This is a genomic window from Rhodococcus wratislaviensis (assembly GCF_900455735.1).
In the GTDB taxonomy this organism is placed as follows: Bacteria; Actinomycetota; Actinomycetes; order Mycobacteriales; family Mycobacteriaceae; genus Rhodococcus_F; species Rhodococcus_F wratislaviensis.
Genome location: NZ_UAUI01000011.1, coordinates 478,810 through 496,131 on the forward strand (window position 1 = coordinate 478,810; position 17,322 = coordinate 496,131).

Genomic DNA, 17,322 nt, shown 5'->3' on the forward strand with positions numbered 1-17,322 from the left:
GTCATCGCTGTCCTGTGTGTCCTCTCATCTTCTGAACCACCTCGGCAATGAAGGCCGACACGGCATCGAGCTGGGCGACGTACGCCCAGTAGTCGGGATGCCTCCCGGTCAGTGTCCCTGCAATCCGGTCGATCCGCTCGAGCTGAGCGTCGAGGACCGACCCCCATTCCCGCACGAGACCACGATTGACAGCCAACATCTGGGCGTCGCGGAGGCGAAATCTGATCTCGTTCTCCTTGGCCCGTGGGTTCTCGCGGACCTCCCGCAGCAACAGCAGGCGATCGGTGACGCCGTCGACGTTCGCCTCGGCGTCGACCAGATGGGTCCGCGCGGCGGCGGTCAGATCCAGCGCCCCCTCCGGATTTCCCGCGGTCAGAGCGTTCTGCGCCTGCTGCAGATCGGTTTGCGCCTGCTCGATGTGCCTGCGGCTCTCGCGGTCGTTGTGGACGAGATCCGCCGAACTGGCCGCGTTGAACTCGCGCAGCAGGGCGGAGTAGGCGGGCGCGAGCCGTTCCGCCCGCGTCTGCACCGCGGCGATCCTCGTCGTCACCGACGACACGGCGTGAGCGGCGTCCAGTTCCTTGGACGGGGCCGCGGCCAGCGCCTTCTCGAGCGCCGCCGACTCCTCCCGCACACGCGCTGCCGCTTCGCGGACCGGGTTGGCTCCTCGGGCGCCCTGCAGCGCCACGACCGCGGCGTCGAGTGCCGCTCCCCGGTTGCGCACCGACGGGTAGCCGGCGTACGCGGCGCCCTCGGTCTGCACCCGCTGCTGCGCCGCGGAGGCGACCTGAAGCGCCTGCTGGGCGAGCTGGGGCACGGCCGCCAGCATCGCGGTCGACTCCTCGAGATGGCCCCGATGTGTGCGATAGAACTCGTCGAGGGACTGCGTCGCCGCCACCAACTGCCGCGTCACCTGCTCGTACGCGGCGGCCGCCGCGGGTGACTGCACGTTCTCGAACTGGTCTTCCGCCGCCAGATACGCCGTCGCGGCCTGGTAGCACCCGTCGCGAACCGGTTCCCAGGCCCGCCGAATTCCGCGTTCCGGAGTCAGCTGGTCCGAGGCGTCCACAGCCGCGGCGGCGATGCTCTGCCGGTTGTCCATATCGAGAAACGCTGCGACCATCGTGTCGTGGGCGCGACGAGCCGAGTCGTCGCCCCGGGCTCTTCCTCGGAAGCGTCCCGCCCATCCGCTCGTCACGTCCTGAATCGTACTGGTCGGGCCGACAACACCGAGTGGTCCGGAATTGCCTGTGCACAAACCTGTGGACAGTTCGCGGGATGGGACAAGTCGGACAAATTCATTATCGTGGTGTTGCACGACGAACCCGGAACTTCGACAGCTGTCGAGGGTCCACCCACCTCCTCTCGAAAGGACCCCTGAATGGGCGTCAGCTTGACCAAGGGCGGCAATGTTTCTCTCACGAAGGAGGCGCCGAACCTGACCGCGGTGGCTGTCGGACTCGGATGGGATGCCCGCTCGACCACCGGCACCGACTTCGACCTCGACGCCAGCGCCATCGGTGCGGGTGCCGACAAGAAGGTCGTGTCGGACCAGCACTTCGTGTTCTTCAACAACCTGCGTTCCCCTGACGGCTCGATCGAGCACATCGGCGACAACACCACCGGTGCGGGCGAGGGCGACGACGAGGTGATCAACGTCAACCTGGCGGCGGTCCCCGCGAACATCGAGAGCATCCTGTTCCCCGTCTCGATCTACGATGCGGAGACGCGTTCGCAGTCGTTCGGTCAGGTGCGCAACGCCTACATCCGCGTCGTCGACCAGGCCAACGGCAACGAGCTCGCCCGCTACGACCTGTCCGAGGATGCGTCGACCGAGACCGCTATGGTCTTCGGCGAGCTGTACCGCAACGGTGCGGAGTGGAAGTTCCGCGCCATCGGCCAGGGCTACGCGTCCGGGCTGGCCGGTATCGCCCGGGACTACGGCGTCAACGTCTGACAGTCGTTTCGTTCTCCAGCCGGGGGAGGGTTTCACGGCCCTGACGTGAAACCCTCCCCCGGTGTTCGTCCACCTGCAGTAGCCACCCTGCATGCCCACTAGAGAAAGGCCACGCTTCGTGGTTCTGCGAATATTCGGTCTCTCCTTCGCCGTGACGGTGATCTCCCTCATCATCGCGGCGATCTACGGAGGCCCCCAGGCCGTCCTCCTCGTGGTGATCCTGTCGATCCTCGAGATCTCGCTGTCCTTCGACAACGCCGTCATCAACGCCACCGTGCTGCGCCGCATGAGCGAGTTCTGGCAGAAGATCTTCCTCACCGTCGGCATCGTCATCGCGGTGTTCGGCATGCGCCTGGTCTTCCCCCTCGTCATCGTGTGGCTCGCGTCCGGCCTCGGCCCCGTCGCCGCCCTCGACCTGGCCCTGAACCCGCCTGCCGACGGCGCCGCGTACTTCCCCGACGGCAGCGCCAGCTACGAAACCCTGCTCACCGACGCGCACCCGCAGATCGCGGCGTTCGGTGGCATGTTCCTGCTGATGCTGTTCCTCGGCTTCATCCTGGAAGAGCGCGAGATCACCTGGCTGTCCTGGCTGGAGAAGCCCCTCGCCCGCGCCGGCAAGCTCGACCAGCTGGCCGTCATCATCGCCGGCGCCCTGCTGCTGATCACCGCCGCGTACATCGCCCCCGAGGACACGGTCTCCACGGTGATGATCGCCGGCGTCCTCGGCATGGTCACCTACATCGCCGTCAACGGTCTCGGTGAGCTGTTCAACACACCCGAGGAAGACGAAGGCGGCGAACCGGTCGCAGGGTCCACGGGCGGACCGACCGAGCTGGCCAAAGCCACCGGTAAGGCCGGGTTCTTCCTGTTCCTCTACCTCGAGGTCCTCGACGCGTCGTTCTCCTTCGACGGTGTGATCGGCGCGTTCGCGATCACGTCCGACCCGATCATCATCGCCCTCGGCCTCGGCTTCGTCGGCGCGATGTTCGTCCGTTCCATCACGGTGTTCCTCGTCCGCAAGGGCACCCTGTCGGACTACGTGTACCTCGAGCACGGCGCCCACTGGGCCATCGGCGCACTGGCCGTGATCCTGCTGGTGTCCATCGGCTACCACGTCAACGAGAACGTCACCGGACTCGTCGGCGTCGCCCTCATCGGTGCCGCCTTCATCTCCAGCATCGTCCGCAACCGCAAGGCCGTCGCGGCGGCCGGCAAAGCGGAAGACGACGTGGACGAGCAGAACCCGGTGTCCGTCGGCTAGGTTCTGCCTGTACTCACATCCAGCGGCAGTGCTCGTGACTCGGTCACGAGCACTGCCGCTCGACACTGGAAAGGGCACCCATGGGGCGGCTGCTCGAGAAGTCCACGAAGGTGGTGGAGGCGCAACTCGCCGGAACCACCATCCGGGCGATACAGGGTTCGATGATCGCCTATGAGGGCAACGTCAACTTCAAGTCGGCGGGTTTCGGCGGCGGTGACGGTGTGCTCGCCGGCATGAAGCGGCGTGCCACCGGCGAGGCGCTGTCGTTGATGGAATGCTCCGGTCACGGTGTCGTGTACCTCGCGGTGGGCGGTCAGTACGTCTCCGTCGTCGACCTGGCGAACGAGACCCTGCAGGTGGAGTCGCAGCAGCTGCTCGCCTTGAGCGGCAACCTGAACACCAACGTCACGTTCACCGGACTGCGCGGCGGGGTCGGCGGTCAGGGCCTGTTCACCACGACCGTCTCCGGCCAGGGGCAGGTGGCACTGCTGTCGGCGGGCGGGCCACTCATTCACCTCGAGGTGTCGCCGCAGTACCCGCTGGTGGTCGACCCCGACGCATTCGTCTCGGCGCGCGGGCAGGTCACGCAGTCGTTCGTGACCGACGTGTCGTGGCGTAACGCCGTCGGCCAGGGCAACGGCGAGGCCTTCTCCCTCAAATGGGACGGTCACGGCGTCGTCTCCATTCAACCGGCAGAGCGGTGAGCCCCATGGTCTTCTCGAAAGTGAACTCGAAGGTCGTCAAGGTCGACGTCGGCGCCGCCGGCGGCGTGGTGGCGCGCACGGGTGCGATGCTGTTCTACACAGGCCAGGTCCAGTTCTCGCCGCATCAGGTGCCGGGTTCCCAGTCGATGGCGGGCATGGGTGGATTCACCCGGATGGCCGGACGCATGATGCAGGGCGAGCACGAACGCACGATGCTTGCGCAGGGGCAGGGCGAGGTGCACTACGGTCACGCCGGACTCGAGGTGCACGTCGTCGACATGTCGCAGGGCGGCGCGCTGTGCGTCGAGGCGTCCCGGCTGCTCGCGCACAATGCGGGACTGCAGAGTTCGGTGATCTCCGTGACCAGTCAGGGCGCTGGCGGCGGACGCGGCATGCTCGGCGCCCTGCGCGGCGCCGCTGCAGGCGCCCTCTCCGGTACCGGAATGTTCACGACGCAGCTGTCCGGGTACGGGTCGGCGGTCCTCCTCGCGCACGGCGGCTTCATCGAACTGCCTGTGGGCGGCCCGAATCCGGTGTTCGTCGACCCCGACGCGTTCGTCGGCACGTACGGGAGCGTCCAGGTGGAACTGAAATCCGCCGTCGGCTGGCGTGAGGCCATGGGCCGCGGTGTCGGGGAAGCGATGCAATTGCAGTGCACGGGTCAGGGCATCGTCTACGTTCAGGCTTCGGAGGAGAAACTGTGACCGCCATCCACAATCCGTCGACTCTCGGCGCCAGCGACAACATTCCCGACAACAGCTACGCGTTCTGCATCGACCTCACCGCGCCCTGGTTCATCCGCAAGGGTGCGATGATCGCCTACTACGGGCAGATGCAGTTTCAGGCACTGACCCACGGATTGCACGGCGCCGCACTGCACATGGTCGCCAACCAATTCTCGGCGCCGCTGTACATGGGCGACTACGCGGTGGCCGAAGGATTCGGGAAACTGATCATCGGCGACCGCGGTTACGACATCAACTCGTACGACCTCGACGACGGCAACCTCACCATCCGGGCGTCGAATCTCCTTGCGTTCGAACCGGGTCTGGCCCTGAACCAGTCCATCGTCCCCGGCTTCCTGACACTCATCGGGACGGGCAAGTTCCTGGCGTCGTCCAACGGCCCGGTGATGTTCGCCGAGCCGCCGCTGCGGATCGACCCCGAGGCGCTCGTCGGGTGGGCCGACTGCCCGTCCCCGAGTCACCATTACGACCAGGGGTGGATCAGCAACTTCCTCGCGGCAGGCGCCCACATGATGGGAATCAACTCCGGGGAGGAACGGCAGTTCGACTTCACCGGCGCCGGAACGGTTCTGATCCAGTCGAGCGAGAAGGTCCTCAGCGACACGCATGTCGTGCGCAGCATCGAGGGTCAGATCCACGGCATCACCCCCAGCGGTCTGCAACGGCTCAACGGAGTGATCGCCGCCAAGCTGGCGGAGCAGCCTCGCTGACATCCAGGAGATTGACAGGCTGAGCGAAGAGTTGTGGCAGGGACGGGGAGCAATCTGATCTGTGTCAGGAAGTTCTGACACCGCATCCGATACGTTCCAGGAGGAACCGCATGAAGTCCGTCGTGACCAAGGCCGTCGCAACCGGTGGTATCGCCCTCGCAGCCCTCGGCATCGGAGCCGGCGTTGCCAGCGCCGACCCGGTGGGCCACAACAACCCCGCCCCCGCCCAGCAACAGCAGCAGGCCCCGCAGCCTCAGCAGCAGCAGCACGCTCCGCAGCAGCAGGCACCCGCGCCGAGCCCGCACGGATTCTGGTTCTTCGGGACCTGGGTTCCCCTGCCCTGATCTGCGTTCCCCTCGCAGGGCGAAGGTGCCCTTCGACGCTCCCACGGCGCCGAAGGGCACCTTCGTCTGTCTACCCGCGATGACTAGCGGGCGGGTCGCATACTCGGATTCGGGCCGAGAGTGATCGTCCGGGTTCTCGGCAGCAGTCCTATTTCCTTCCACCCCGCGGTCAGCGTGATCGTTCCCGACTCCGGGTAGTCGCTGATCCAGTAGTGCGGCGCGGAATGATATTCGGACGCGTCCTCGGCATCGGACTTCGACGTCGAATGCGGGTGCCGGGGATCGGCGACACCCTCCATGTCGTCGACCTGCACGTTCACTGCGAGATACGACCACCGCGCCGACGGGTCGTCGGGATCGTCCAGGGGACGCGTCTCGTGGCGCGCCAGATCAGCGGATCTGCCTCTCGCCGTCAGCTCGACGCGCAGCAGCATGCCCGTCGGGTGCGCGACGACCTCCGACAGGCGCAGGCTCAGGTCGCGGCTCGTCACGAGCTCCACCGGCCCGTGCACCACGATTCCCTCCGTGGCAGGCGGCGGTGCCGCCGGCCACCGTCTCCTGCGCATGACTCAATCGTCCCACCGGCTCCGACCGGCTGCCACAGCTACGTTTCGCACACTCAGGGCAACTGGGCCATGCCGTACACGTTCGTCGCGCGGACCCGGAGTACCTGCCGGTGCTCGGACACCATCGCGCGGCGGAACTCCTCCCAGTCGTCGTGCTCCTTTCCGGACGCGAGCCGGAACACGTCGACGAGTTCGTCCGCCGCCGCGTCGTGCGGATCCGCCGCGACCGCACTCAGCTCCGCATCTCCCTCCACGACCGCGTAGCTCCAGAAGTCGGTCGCGCTGACGTGCAGCGACACCCTCGGGTCGCGCGCGGCGTTCCGGGTCTTGGCCCGATCCGCCGTCACCGACACCCTCGCGGTCTGCGTGCCGGGGTCCCAGGCATAGATCACGTTGGACAATTGCGGGCGCCCGTCGCGTTTGATCGTCGCGAGGACCGCACGGTTGTGTGCGGCGACGAGGTCGAGAAGGGGGCGCCGGTCGTCATTCGCATCGAGGCTCATGACTCACCCAACCACTGACGCCGGCGCGGTGTTCCCGCGCGGGGGGCGCGGCTGCCCCCGGTCGCGATCAGGGCGCCCCTACCGACGAGTAGGGCGGTGGAGTCGCAAAATCATTGGCCGATAACGCGTTCCGACTACTCATCGGTAGGCCTTCCCGTGTGGGATCTGCGGTTTTTCTCGGGTACGCTCTCGTGACCCCGAGCCGGAAGGACCACACGTGAACGACTCATATCTCGTCATCGGCGAAACCACCGTGGCCCGACGGGTCTGTGCGTCCCTCCGCGAAAGGGACTTTCACGTACGTCATCTCGTCGCCCCCGACGACGACGAACTCCGCCTGGCAATGGCGGACGAACCTTGCGGGATGGCCGTACTGGTGCGCGACGACGTCGTCGCCCTGCGTTACGCGCTGGCCGCCGCGCACATCTCGGCGTCGATCCCGTTGGTGGTGACGATCTTCGACCGCACGGTCGCGGACCAGCTGTCCCAGCTGCTTCCGCAGTGCGAGGTGACGTCACCGGCAGATCTCGCCGCACCCACGCTCGCCGGTCCGTGCCTGGAACCGGAACTCGTCGCGGCCCGGCACGCGGGCGAGCACATGCTGACTGTCCGGATGATCGACGGACACCCCGAGGGCGCGCACGTCGACCTGCCCCGGCGGAACTGGTGGCGCACCGCGGCGACCGGCGCGACCGGACTGTTGCGGTCGCACGACATCGGCACGCGCATCCTGCTCGGTGGGCTCGCCGGACTTCTCGCGGTCCTGTTCGCCGACTGGTTGTGGCTGATGCTCGGTCAGCACGTGGCACCGCTCGACGCGTTCAACGAGGCGGTGCGGGTGGTGACCACTGTGGGCCCGGGAACCGACACCCACGGCAGCCCCGCCTACGCGGTGTTCGCCTCGGTGGCGATGCTGCTCACCGTGGTGTTCACGGCCATGTTCACCGCCGGGATCATCGAGCGCCTGCTCGGCCCCCGGCTGGTCGGCCTGGTGGGCAGCCGGGTTCTGCCCCGCTCCGGCCACGTCATCGTGGTGGGCCTCGGCCAGGTCGGGCTCCGGCTCTGCCGGGAGCTACAGGCTCTCGGTGTCGCGGTGGTGGGCGTCGAACGCGACCCCCACGCCAAGAACTTGCGGCTCGTGCGGGCGATGAACATCCCGACCGTCGTCGGGCACGGCGGCGACCGTGAACTCCTCGAGCGACTGGGCGTCGGCCGCGCCCTGGCGCTGGCCGCCGTCGGATCCGACGACCTGGACAACATCGCGGTGTCGGTGGCCGCGCAGGCCCTGTCCCCCGGGCTGCGGCTGGTCCTGCGGGCCGGCGAGCAGGAGGCGATCGCCGAGACGCGGTCGCTGCTGCGGCTCGGAATCATCCGCGACGTCACCAGCCTGAGCGCCACGTACGTGGTGGCCAAGCTGATCGGCCTGCAACCGCAGGGGGTCGTGGCGGACGGCAGCCACCTCTACCTGGAGGTACCGACGGCGGAATCGTCCGAGCCCGTGTTCACCGAGCTGCCCGTGTCGCCGCGGATGAGCTGCCGGCACCTCGTCACCACGTAGCGACCTAGCCGGTCACTGCCAGCGCGTCGATCTCGACGAGCATGACCTCGTGTGGGAGGTCGACGAACACCGTGGTCCGGCACGGCAGCTGTCCGCTCGGCACGTTCTCCGCGATGAACTCGCCGTACACGTCGTTCATCGCGGCGAAGTCGTCGCGGGTGGTGAGGTAGACGCGGAACATCAGCACGTCCTCCACGCTCGCGCCGCCGGCTTCGAGGATCGCCTTGACGTTCTCGAGAGTGCGACGGGTCTGCTCGCGCACGTCGCCCTCCGCGATGTACTTGTTGGTGACGGGGTCCATCGGTCCCTGCCCCGACACCTGGAGCATGTTTCCCTTCTTGATGCCCTGGCTGAACGTGTGTGCGGGGGCGGGGGCGCCTTCGGTGCGGATGACGGTGGTGTCGGACATATCGATTCTCCTGTGTGTGGTTACTTTTCGGGTGGACGGGACGGTCAGGGCTGGGCGCGGTATCCGCAGTCGCGGGAGATCCGCGCCCCCACGGCCTGAAGGGGTTCGAGCAGGTCGAGGACGCGTTCGTAGCTGAGCACGACGTCGGGCACCGAGACGGAGACGGCGGCGACGACGCGGCCGGACGCGCCGCGGATGGGCACCCCGATGCAGTTGACGGACGGCTCGTTCTCCTCCTGGTCGTGCGCCCAGCCCTGCTCCCGGACCGTGCGGATCTCGTCGAGGTAGCGTTCGGGCGTCGTGATCGTGTTGGCGGTGCGGGCGGAGAAGTCCATCGAATCGACGAGGGGCCGCAGTTCCGAATCCGGCAGGTCGGCGAGGATCACCTTCGCGACCGCGGTGGAATTGAGGTTGGCGCGCAGTCCGATTCGCGAGTACATCCTGATCTGATCGTGCGATTCGAGTTTGTCGATGTACACCACGTCACCTCCTTCCATCGCCGCGAGGTGCGTGGTGCGCCCGTATTCGCGGTTGAACGCGACGAGGTGCGGTGACGCGATGCGACGGACTTCCCGCTGATCGGTGGCCTGCGCGGCGAGCTCGAAGATGCGGGAACCGAGGTGGTACTGGTTACTGTTGTCGCGGAACGTGAACCGCTCGTCGGACAGGGTTCGCAGCAGCCGGAGAACGGTGGTCTTGTGGACACCGGTGGATTCGGCCAGCTGGTCGAGATTGGCGGGACCGTTGCCGAGTTGCACCAGCAGGTGCAGGGCGCGGGAGACACTCTGACTCATCCGTTCACTCCACTTTCTCGGGGGGAGAAGCCGTCGGCGGTGACGCTCGTTGCCGCCCAGTCCGATTCGGAGCACCGGAGCAGCTCGTCCAGCAGTTCGGCGGGCGGCGGGGGCGCCGAGTCCGCGGCCACCGTCAGGGTGGCGGCGGCACCGATGTGCCCGCGGCGCAGGCACCGTGCCTGATCGTCGCCGCGCACCACACCGCTGAGATATCCGGCGGCGAAGGCATCGCCCGCGCCGACGGGTTCGACGACGTCGACGCGGAGCGCGGGAACCGCAACACTGCGTCCACTTCGGTCGACGGCCAGCGCCCGGTGCGCTCCGTCCTTGACGACGACGGTGGCCGGGGCGGGCAGGATGAGCCGCAACTCGTGTGGATCCGCGGTTCCGAGAACGCGCAGGGCCTCGTCCGCGCCGACGAGAACCAGATCGGCGAGATTCGCCAGTTCCACGACCATCCGCGGGTCGCCGTCCGGCCACAGTTGCTCACGCCAGTTGACGTCGAAGCTGACCACACCGGAGATTCCCGGCCGGTCGCGGAGAAGCCTCCGCATCAGCGCGAGGCACGAATCGGACAGGGCAGGTGTGATTCCGCTGCAGTGGACCACGGCGGCGCGGCCGAACAGGTCCGCGACCGCCGGCCTGTCGAGGAATCCGGGATCCATGGCCGATGCCGCCGAACCCGCCCGGGAATACAGGCTGTCGGTCCTCGGCTCGCCGTGGTCGTCGAGGGCGGTGGATTTCGAGTAGTGCCCGGTGGGCCTGCCGGGGTCGACCTCGATCGCGCGGACGTCGACACCCCGGGCCTGCAGTTCGGTGCGGATGAGGACGCCGAACTCGTCGTCGCCGAGCCGTCCGACCCAGGCGGCCGGGACACCCAGCGCGGCGAGGCCGGCGGCGACGTTCGCCTCGGCGCCGGCGAGGTGGAGTGTCGAGTCCGGGGCCACCAGAACCATCGCCTCACCGAGGCACGCGACACCGGACTCGGGGGTGGGGGTCGATTCCTGCACTTGTTACCTCTACGACTGCTCGGACGGGCACTGGAGTTGCGTTTCGAGAGCCCTCGCCCCTGCGATGCATGCCACACCGGACCGTTGACGATGACCCAGGCCAATGCTAGACATAGGTGACTCAAAAACGCAATCAACGTTGCATAGAGCGCAACGTAGCACTTCACGGCCATTCCTCCGATGAAGGCCTGCCCCACAAAACCCGAACGACAGGATCGACGATGACGCTCAGCGGACCGGACACACTCGATTCCGGCGCCTTGGCGGAGCTCGACGAGCTGCGCTTGTCCGACGTGGACAAAGCCCTCCCCTCCGCGGCGAACGGCCTCACCAAGACCGAGTTCCTCGGAACGCAGCCGAGGCTGTCCGCCTTCAGCACCCCCGTGATGGTCCTCGACGAGACGGCCATCGCCGGCAACCTCGACACGATGGCGGCCTGGTGCGAGGCGCACGGAGTCGACCTCGCTCCGCACGGGAAGACGACGATGTCCCCGGTGCTGTGGGACCGGCAGATCCGCAGCGGCGCCTGGGGGATCACGCTGGCGAACTTCGGTCAGCTCCGGGTGGCGGTGCGATTCGGCGCGCGCCGGGTGCAGATAGCGAACTCGCTCGTCGACCCGACCGCACTGCGGTGGCTGGCCGAGCAGATGGACGCGAACCCGGAACTCGAAGTCCTCATGTGGGCCGACTCCCCGCAGACGGTCGACGCGATGACCGAGGCGCTCGCGGACGTCACGGTGGTCCGTCCACTGCCCGTGCTCGTCGAACTCGGCGGAGAGGGAGGACGCACCGGCGCACGATCCGTGGCCGAGGCAGTGAAGGTGGCCGAACGGATCGGTGAAAGCCCCGCACTCCGGTTGGCCGGCGTCTCCGGCTACGAGGGGGCCCTCGCACACGACGCCTCCGAGGAGTCCCTCGCACGGGTCCGCACATACCTCCGGTCGATGGCCGAACTGCATCGCCGGCTCGAGGCCGAGGGGCGCTACCCCGAGGGTCGGGACGTGTACGTGACCGCGGGCGGCAGTGCCTACTTCGACGTGGTCGCCGAGGTGCTCGCCGAACTTGCCGGTGGCAGAACCAAAGTGGTGGTCCGCGCCGGCGCGTACATCATCCACGACGACGGCTTCTACACCGGGATCTCACCGTTCGGCCGCGGCGAAGACAGGCAGGCACGTCGTCTCACGTCGGCGATGCACACATGGGCCCGGGTGGTGTCCCGCCCCGAGCCTGGCCTCGCCCTGCTGGACGCCGGCAAGCGCGACGTCCCGTTCGACGAAGGACTCCCCACCGCGCAGGCCGTCGCCGGCCAACTCGGGGCGGCGCCGCGGCCCCTCGTCGGCACCGAAGTGACCGCCGTCAACGACCAGCACGCGTTCCTCCGGCTCGATCCCGCACGGCCGGAACACGATCTGCGTGTCGGGGACGTCGTCCGGCTCGGTCTCTCCCACCCGTGCACCGCGTTCGACAAGTGGCGCTGGATTCCCGTCGTCGGTGACGACTCCGACGATCCTGTCGTCGTCGACCTGATCCGCACCTTCTTCTGATCCCCGGCCGAGGACTCACATCATGACCACTCTGATCCGTTCCGCCACCGTCGTCGACGGTTCGGAGGCGCCGAGGTACCGCGCCGACGTGCTCGTCGACGGAGACCGGATCGCCGAAATCTGGCCCGAAACAGATCACTCCGAGACCGGACGCCCCCGCGCGGATCAGGTGATCGACGCCGACGGCCTGGTGCTCGCGCCCGGTTTCATCGACATGCACGCCCACTCGGACCTGCAGATCCTGCTGAACCCCGAACACCCGTCGCGGATCACCCAGGGCGTCACCACCGAGGTACTCGGACAGGACGGGCTCTCCTACGCGCCCGTCACCGACGACGTGCTCGCGGTGGTCCGGCGCAAGATCGCGGGGTGGAACACCGATCCCGAGGATTTCGACTTCTCCTGGCGGAGCGTGGGCGAATACCTCGACCGGCTCGATCGCGGCATCGCCACCAACGTCGCGTATCTCGTCCCGCACGGGGTCGTCCGGGCGCTGGTGGTCGGCTGGGACGACCGGCCGGCGACGCCGTCGGAGATCGAGGAGATGCAGCGGATCGTGGCGCAGTCCATGGCGGAGGGCGCCGTCGGGTTGTCCGCGGGGCTGACCTACACGCCGGGGATGTACGCGGACAACGAGGAGTTGCTGGCACTGTGCCGGACCGTCGCCGAGTACGGCGGCTACTTCTCCCCGCACCACCGGTCCTACGGCGCCGGCGCCATGGAGGCCTACGCCGAGATGGTCGACCTGACGTCGCGGGCCGGGTGCGCTCTGCATCTCGCCCACGCCACACTGAACTTCGGACCCAACAAGGGCCGCGCCCCGGAACTGCTGGCCCTGCTCGACACGGCCGAAGCCGCCGGCGCGGACATCAGCCTCGACACCTACCCCTACCTTCCCGGCGCCACCACGCTGTCGGCGATCCTGCCCAGCTGGGCGTCGGCGGGGAGCATGGAACAGACGCTCGATCGTCTCCGGGATCCGGTTGCACTCGAACGTATCCGGGAACATCTCGAGGTCACCGGCTCCGACGGCTGCCACGGGGTGATCGCCGAGTGGCACACGCTCGAGATCAGCGGCGTGCAGAACGCGGAACTCGACGACTACGTCGGGAAGACCGTCGCGGACATCGCCGTCGCCGAGAACCGCGACCCCTTCGACGTGTGCATCGACATCCTGATCCGCGACCAGCTCGGAAGCGGCATCCTGCAACACGTCGGCCACGAGGAGAACGTGCGCGCGATCATGCAGCACCCCCGGCACACCGGCGGCAGCGACGGACTGCTGGTCGGCGCGAAACCGCACCCACGCGGATGGGGAACGTTCGCGCGCTACCTCGGGCACTACAGCCGCGACCTGGGTCTGATGTCCCTCGAAGAGTGCGTCGGTCACCTCAGCGGCCGAGCCGCGACCCGGTTGCGACTCGTCGACCGCGGATTCGTCCGCCGCGGCTACGCCGCTGACCTCGTGCTCTTCGATCCGGACACGGTCAGCGACACCGCGACCTACGCGCAGCCGCGCCAGGCGGCGGCCGGAATCACCCACGTATTCGTCCGCGGCCGCCTCGCCCTCGAGGACGGCCGCCTCACCGGCGCGACCGCCGGAAGATCATTGCGCCGCGAAGAAGGAGGAGCAGTTCGATGACCGAGATCGACATTCTGCGTGCCGACCGGGTATTGACGGTGGTGCGAGCGGAGACCATCCCCGACGCCGCGGACCTGTGCCACGCCCTCGCCGAGGGCGGAATCCGGACGGTCGAGCTGACGTTCACCACGCCCGACGTGCTCCATCATCTCGGCCGCGCCGCCGACGCCGCAGCCGCGGCAGGCAGCGTCCTCGGCGTCGGAACCGTGATGACCGGCGATCAGGCGGCCGCCGCGATCGACGCAGGCGCCCGGTTCCTCGTCACCCCCGGCATCCGTCCCGACGTCGCGAAAGTCGCTACGGGAAGGTCGATTCCCGTTTTCCTCGGTGCCTTCACCCCCACCGAGGTGGCCATGGCCGTCGACCTCGGCTCTGCCGCGGTCAAGATCTTCCCCGCCAAGCGGCTCGGCCCCGACTACCTGTCGGACCTGCACGGACCGTATCCCGGCGTGGAACTCCTCCCGTCGGGCGGGATCAACGATTCCAACGCCCGCCAGTTCCTCGACGCCGGCGCGCTGGCCGTGTGCGCAGGCACCAGCGTCGTCCCACCGTCCAGCGTCGCGGCAGGCAACTGGACCGACATCACCGACCGCGCACGATCGTTCGTCACCGCGCTCTCGAACTAGCACCACTCTCGCCCGACCCCACCCACCTCCCCTGGAGACGCAATGACGTCGTTCGTCGACTGGCTGCAGCACGACACAGCCGGACTACTCACTCTCGCAGCGGTATCCATCGCCGTGCTGTTGATCCTCATCATCAAGCTGAAGCTCGAGCCGTTCATCGCACTGATCGTCGTCGGTGTCGGCGTCGCGCTCATCGCGGGAGTGTCGGTGGTCGAACTGGTCGGCACACCGACGTCGGCGGCCGACTCGATTCTGGAGAAGGGCTTCGGCGGCATCCTGGGGCACATCACCCCGATCATCGGCCTGGGCACCGTTCTCGGCGCGATGATGGAACGCTCCGGCGGAGCCGACGTCCTGACCGAACGTCTACTGAAGCTGTTCGGCCCCAAAGGCGCTCCGCTGGCGATGGGTGTCACCGGCCTGGTGCTGGGCATCCCGGTCTTCTTCGACATCGGCATCTTCATCCTCGCCCCGCTCGTGTACGTGGCGGCGAAGCGCGGCGGCAAGTCGCTGGTGATGTACGCGATGCCGATGCTCGCCGGCCTGTCCATGACGCACGCGTTCCTGCCCCCGCACCCCGGACCCGTCGCCGCGGCCGGTCTGCTGCACGTCGACATGGGCTGGATCATCATCATGGGCCTCGCCTGCGGCATCCCCGCCTGGTTCGTCAGTGGCGTCGTCTGGGGTAGCTGGATCGGCAAGCGCGTGATCATCGAGGTCCCGGACGAGTTCATCCCGGAGGAGAAGGAAGCCGACAAGAACCCGCCGCCACTCTGGCTGATCTCGTTCATCATCCTCGTGCCGATGGTGCTGATCCTCGGTGCGACGGTCGGCAACGTGGTCCTCGAAGAAGGCTCGACACTGCTGTCGGTCCTCATCTTCCTCGGCACACCCACGATCGCACTGACCATCGCCGTCCTGCTGGCGCTGTACCTGCTCGGTACCCGGCGCGGAATCACGGCGCAGGAGATCGGTGCGATGTCCGCGGCGGCGTTGAAGCCGGTCGGCATGATCCTGCTGGTCGTCGGTGCCGGAGCGTTCTTCGGCGCGGTGCTGCGGGCCACCGGAGTCGGGCAGGCCCTGGCCGACTCGATGGACGCGCTCGGTCTCCCGATCATCCTGTCCGCGTACCTGATCAGCTGCGCACTCCGCATCGCCCAGGGTTCGGCGACCGTCGCCATCGTCACCACCGCAGGCGTCATCGAACCGTCGATCGCTGCCGGGAATTACTCCTCCCCGCAGATCGCCCTGATCGTGATCGCCGTGTCGGCCGGATCCATCATCGCCAGCCACGTCAACGACGGCGGATTCTGGATCGTGTCACGGTATTTCAACATGTCGGTGAAAGACACCCTGAAGACGTGGACGGTGCTCGAAACCATCCTGTCGGTGGTGGGCTTCGCGATGGCCTCGCTGATCTGGGTGCTCGTCTAGCTCCCGGAGTCCGCATCGCGCAGCACCCGCGCCGCACCGGCGAACGTCCGCACCTGCCGGTCGTCCCAGACATGGGCAGGCACACCACCGCCCAGCAGTGTGCGGACGAGCGCGGGGTCGTCGCCGATCGGCACGTCGCTGCCCGCGATCACGATGTTGCCGTAACGGCGGCCCTTGAGCATGGCCGGGTCGGCGATCACCGTGGTGTGCGGAAACACGCTGCCGATGGTCGCCGCCTCCCGGCGCGCCAGGACGAGGTCGCGGGTGTCGCCGCAGTTGACCGCGTAGATCCCGCCGGGTGCCAGCACTCGTCGCACGTGGCCGGTGAACTCCGACGTCGTCAGCGGCGCCGGGGTCGTGTTGCCCGCGAACACGTCGCGCACGATCAGGTCGCGGGTGGACTCCGTCAGCGTCTCGGTGACCGCCCGCGCCTCACCCACCCGCAGTCGCAGCAGTGGGGCCCGGGGCAGGTCGAACCAGTCGCGCACCAACTCCGCGAGTCTGCCGTCGAGTTCGACCACCACCTGCCGGGCGTCCGGATACGTCGCGGCGAGATGGCGGGCCAGTGAGCAGGCGCCGCCACCGAGGTGCAGAGCCCGCACCCGCTGGTCCGTTCCCCAGTGCGACGCGACCAGTTCGGCGATCCACCGCATGTACTCGAAATCGAGGTGCGTGGGATCCGACAGGTCGATGTGGGAACTCTCGACCCCGTTCACCTTCAGCACCCAGCCGTGCGGATTGAGGTGATCCTCGGTGAGTTCGCACGTGCCCGTGTCGATCGGGTACACGCCGGCGACGGGACCCCCGTCCGTTGTCCGGGCAGCCCGACCGCCGCGCTGCCTGCCCATCGACCGTCTTCCCTACTGCTCGCACCGTCCGCTCGCGTCTGCTGCGAGAATCGTCCTCCCACGATACCGGGACGAGACACGGGTGACCTACCGTGGTGACGCGCACGAGAAGGGAAGACGATGGAACCTCAGGAAGTCGACTTCGCGCACACCGAAGGCGCTGCGAAGCGACGTCGCGAGAAGGCGATGGGACTCGCGCGGTATGTGTGGGATCGCGGAATCAGCGGTCAGGAACTCCTCGACCTCACCGACGGCACGCTGCGGAAACTCGCCCGGGAGGCCGGGTCGAACCCGCCCAGCACCATGGAGACGTGGCTGACCGTGGTCGAGTTGCTCGAGCAGAAATCGGCATGGGCGGAACGCCACCCCGACCATCCCGCCGCCACCCCGGCGCACCGGGACGAGAAGATCATGTGGGTCAAGCCGCCGATCGTCCCCTGGAACTCCTGACCCGTGAGTACTTGTTAACCGCGGGCGGTTAACAAGTACTCACGGGCGTATATGGTGTCCGAGGCCGTCCGTGCGGCCACGATCGGCGAGGGAACCCGGTGTGAATCCGGGGCTGACGCGCAACGGTAACGGTCCCCCGAGGGCCGGAGCCCGAATACTCCCGATTGAGTTCGGTGAATTCTCGGCTCCGCGACTGGGCCCTGATCAAGGAGTTCC

Annotated in this window: 19 protein-coding genes and 1 riboswitch; of the genes, 12 read left to right on the forward strand and 7 right to left on the reverse strand. The window is 67.8% G+C overall.

Going from position 1 to position 17,322, the window contains the following annotated elements; translation table 11 throughout:
• Position 1: 1 nt before the first annotated feature.
• A complete protein-coding gene (locus DTA22_RS15875) occupies positions 2 to 1,123 on the reverse strand; it encodes a hypothetical protein (RefSeq protein WP_112300049.1) in 1,122 nt (373 codons plus the stop codon).
• A gap of 258 nt (positions 1,124 to 1,381) precedes the next feature.
• Between DTA22_RS15875 and DTA22_RS15880 the strand changes: the two genes are divergently transcribed.
• The 6 genes from DTA22_RS15880 (at position 1,382) to DTA22_RS15905 (ending at position 5,722) form a co-directional block, all read left to right on the forward strand.
• Positions 1,382 to 1,957, forward strand: a complete 576-nt coding sequence (locus DTA22_RS15880; protein WP_009475137.1) for a TerD family protein — start codon at positions 1,382 to 1,384, stop codon at positions 1,955 to 1,957.
• Between the two features lie 118 nt (positions 1,958 to 2,075).
• Positions 2,076 to 3,218, forward strand: a complete 1,143-nt coding sequence (locus tag DTA22_RS15885) for a DUF475 domain-containing protein (RefSeq protein WP_112300050.1) — start codon at positions 2,076 to 2,078, stop codon at positions 3,216 to 3,218.
• Between the two features lie 80 nt (positions 3,219 to 3,298).
• On the forward strand, positions 3,299 to 3,922 hold the full coding sequence (locus DTA22_RS15890) for an AIM24 family protein (RefSeq protein WP_037225874.1): 624 nt from the start codon (positions 3,299 to 3,301) through the stop codon (positions 3,920 to 3,922).
• 5 nt (positions 3,923 to 3,927) lie between these two features.
• A complete protein-coding gene (locus DTA22_RS15895) occupies positions 3,928 to 4,626 on the forward strand; it encodes an AIM24 family protein (RefSeq protein WP_112300051.1) in 699 nt (232 codons plus the stop codon).
• Positions 4,623 to 5,378, forward strand: a complete 756-nt coding sequence (locus DTA22_RS15900; RefSeq protein WP_011595185.1) for an AIM24 family protein — start codon at positions 4,623 to 4,625, stop codon at positions 5,376 to 5,378. Before DTA22_RS15895 ends, DTA22_RS15900 begins: the two co-directional genes overlap by 4 nt.
• Positions 5,379 to 5,488: 110 nt before the next feature.
• A complete protein-coding gene (locus DTA22_RS15905) occupies positions 5,489 to 5,722 on the forward strand; it encodes a hypothetical protein (protein ID WP_037225881.1) in 234 nt (77 codons plus the stop codon).
• 83 nt (positions 5,723 to 5,805) lie between these two features.
• Here DTA22_RS15905 and DTA22_RS15910 read toward each other — a convergent pair whose 3' ends face one another.
• Positions 5,806 to 6,288 (reverse strand): hypothetical protein, encoded by a 483-nt coding sequence (locus DTA22_RS15910; RefSeq protein ID WP_037225883.1) that lies wholly within the window; start codon positions 6,286 to 6,288, stop codon positions 5,806 to 5,808.
• Between the two features lie 53 nt (positions 6,289 to 6,341).
• Positions 6,342 to 6,791, reverse strand: a complete 450-nt coding sequence (locus tag DTA22_RS15915; RefSeq protein WP_037225885.1) for a PPOX class F420-dependent oxidoreductase — start codon at positions 6,789 to 6,791, stop codon at positions 6,342 to 6,344.
• Between the two features lie 217 nt (positions 6,792 to 7,008).
• Between DTA22_RS15915 and DTA22_RS15920 the strand changes: the two genes are divergently transcribed.
• Complete coding sequence (locus tag DTA22_RS15920) at positions 7,009 to 8,349, forward strand: potassium channel family protein (protein WP_112300052.1); 1,341 nt, start codon at positions 7,009 to 7,011, stop codon at positions 8,347 to 8,349.
• A gap of 4 nt (positions 8,350 to 8,353) precedes the next feature.
• Here the strand turns inward: DTA22_RS15920 and DTA22_RS15925 are convergent, their stop codons facing one another.
• From DTA22_RS15925 to DTA22_RS15935, 3 genes are read right to left on the reverse strand one after another with little or no spacing between them, the layout of a single operon-like run.
• Complete coding sequence (locus DTA22_RS15925) at positions 8,354 to 8,758, reverse strand: RidA family protein (RefSeq protein ID WP_005251231.1); 405 nt, start codon at positions 8,756 to 8,758, stop codon at positions 8,354 to 8,356.
• A 44-nt stretch (positions 8,759 to 8,802) separates the two neighbouring features.
• Positions 8,803 to 9,552, reverse strand: coding sequence for an IclR family transcriptional regulator (locus tag DTA22_RS15930; RefSeq protein ID WP_037225888.1), 750 nt, complete (start codon positions 9,550 to 9,552; stop codon positions 8,803 to 8,805).
• Positions 9,549 to 10,562, reverse strand: coding sequence for a sugar kinase (locus DTA22_RS15935; protein ID WP_112300053.1), 1,014 nt, complete (start codon positions 10,560 to 10,562; stop codon positions 9,549 to 9,551). Before DTA22_RS15935 ends, DTA22_RS15930 begins: the two co-directional genes overlap by 4 nt.
• A 221-nt stretch (positions 10,563 to 10,783) precedes the next feature.
• Here DTA22_RS15935 and DTA22_RS15940 point away from each other — a divergent pair, with 221 nt between their 5' ends.
• Genes DTA22_RS15940 through DTA22_RS15955 form a run of 4 tightly spaced genes read left to right on the forward strand, consistent with a single transcriptional unit; the run spans position 10,784 to position 15,808 of the window.
• Positions 10,784 to 12,106 (forward strand): amino acid deaminase, encoded by a 1,323-nt coding sequence (locus DTA22_RS15940; RefSeq protein ID WP_112300054.1) that lies wholly within the window; start codon positions 10,784 to 10,786, stop codon positions 12,104 to 12,106.
• 22 nt (positions 12,107 to 12,128) lie between these two features.
• Entirely contained in the window at positions 12,129 to 13,748 is a 1,620-nt protein-coding gene (locus DTA22_RS15945; RefSeq protein ID WP_112300055.1) for an N-acyl-D-amino-acid deacylase family protein, read from the forward strand.
• On the forward strand, positions 13,745 to 14,374 hold the full coding sequence (locus DTA22_RS15950) for a bifunctional 4-hydroxy-2-oxoglutarate aldolase/2-dehydro-3-deoxy-phosphogluconate aldolase (protein ID WP_037225894.1): 630 nt from the start codon (positions 13,745 to 13,747) through the stop codon (positions 14,372 to 14,374). The genes DTA22_RS15945 and DTA22_RS15950 overlap by 4 nt, the downstream gene beginning before the upstream one ends.
• A 42-nt stretch (positions 14,375 to 14,416) precedes the next feature.
• Positions 14,417 to 15,808: a GntP family permease gene (locus tag DTA22_RS15955; RefSeq protein ID WP_112300056.1), complete on the forward strand. Its 1,392-nt coding sequence runs from the start codon at positions 14,417 to 14,419 to the stop codon at positions 15,806 to 15,808.
• Here DTA22_RS15955 and DTA22_RS15960 read toward each other — a convergent pair.
• On the reverse strand, positions 15,805 to 16,656 hold the full coding sequence (locus DTA22_RS15960) for a spermidine synthase (RefSeq protein ID WP_112300057.1): 852 nt from the start codon (positions 16,654 to 16,656) through the stop codon (positions 15,805 to 15,807). The two genes, DTA22_RS15955 and DTA22_RS15960, sit on opposite strands and share 4 nt — an antisense overlap.
• Before the next feature lie 120 nt (positions 16,657 to 16,776).
• Between DTA22_RS15960 and DTA22_RS15965 the strand changes: the two genes are divergently transcribed.
• A complete protein-coding gene (locus DTA22_RS15965) occupies positions 16,777 to 17,106 on the forward strand; it encodes a hypothetical protein (RefSeq protein WP_037225897.1) in 330 nt (109 codons plus the stop codon).
• Between the two features lie 34 nt (positions 17,107 to 17,140).
• A riboswitch (cobalamin riboswitch) is annotated at positions 17,141 to 17,276 on the forward strand.
• Positions 17,277 to 17,322 lie beyond the last annotated feature (46 nt).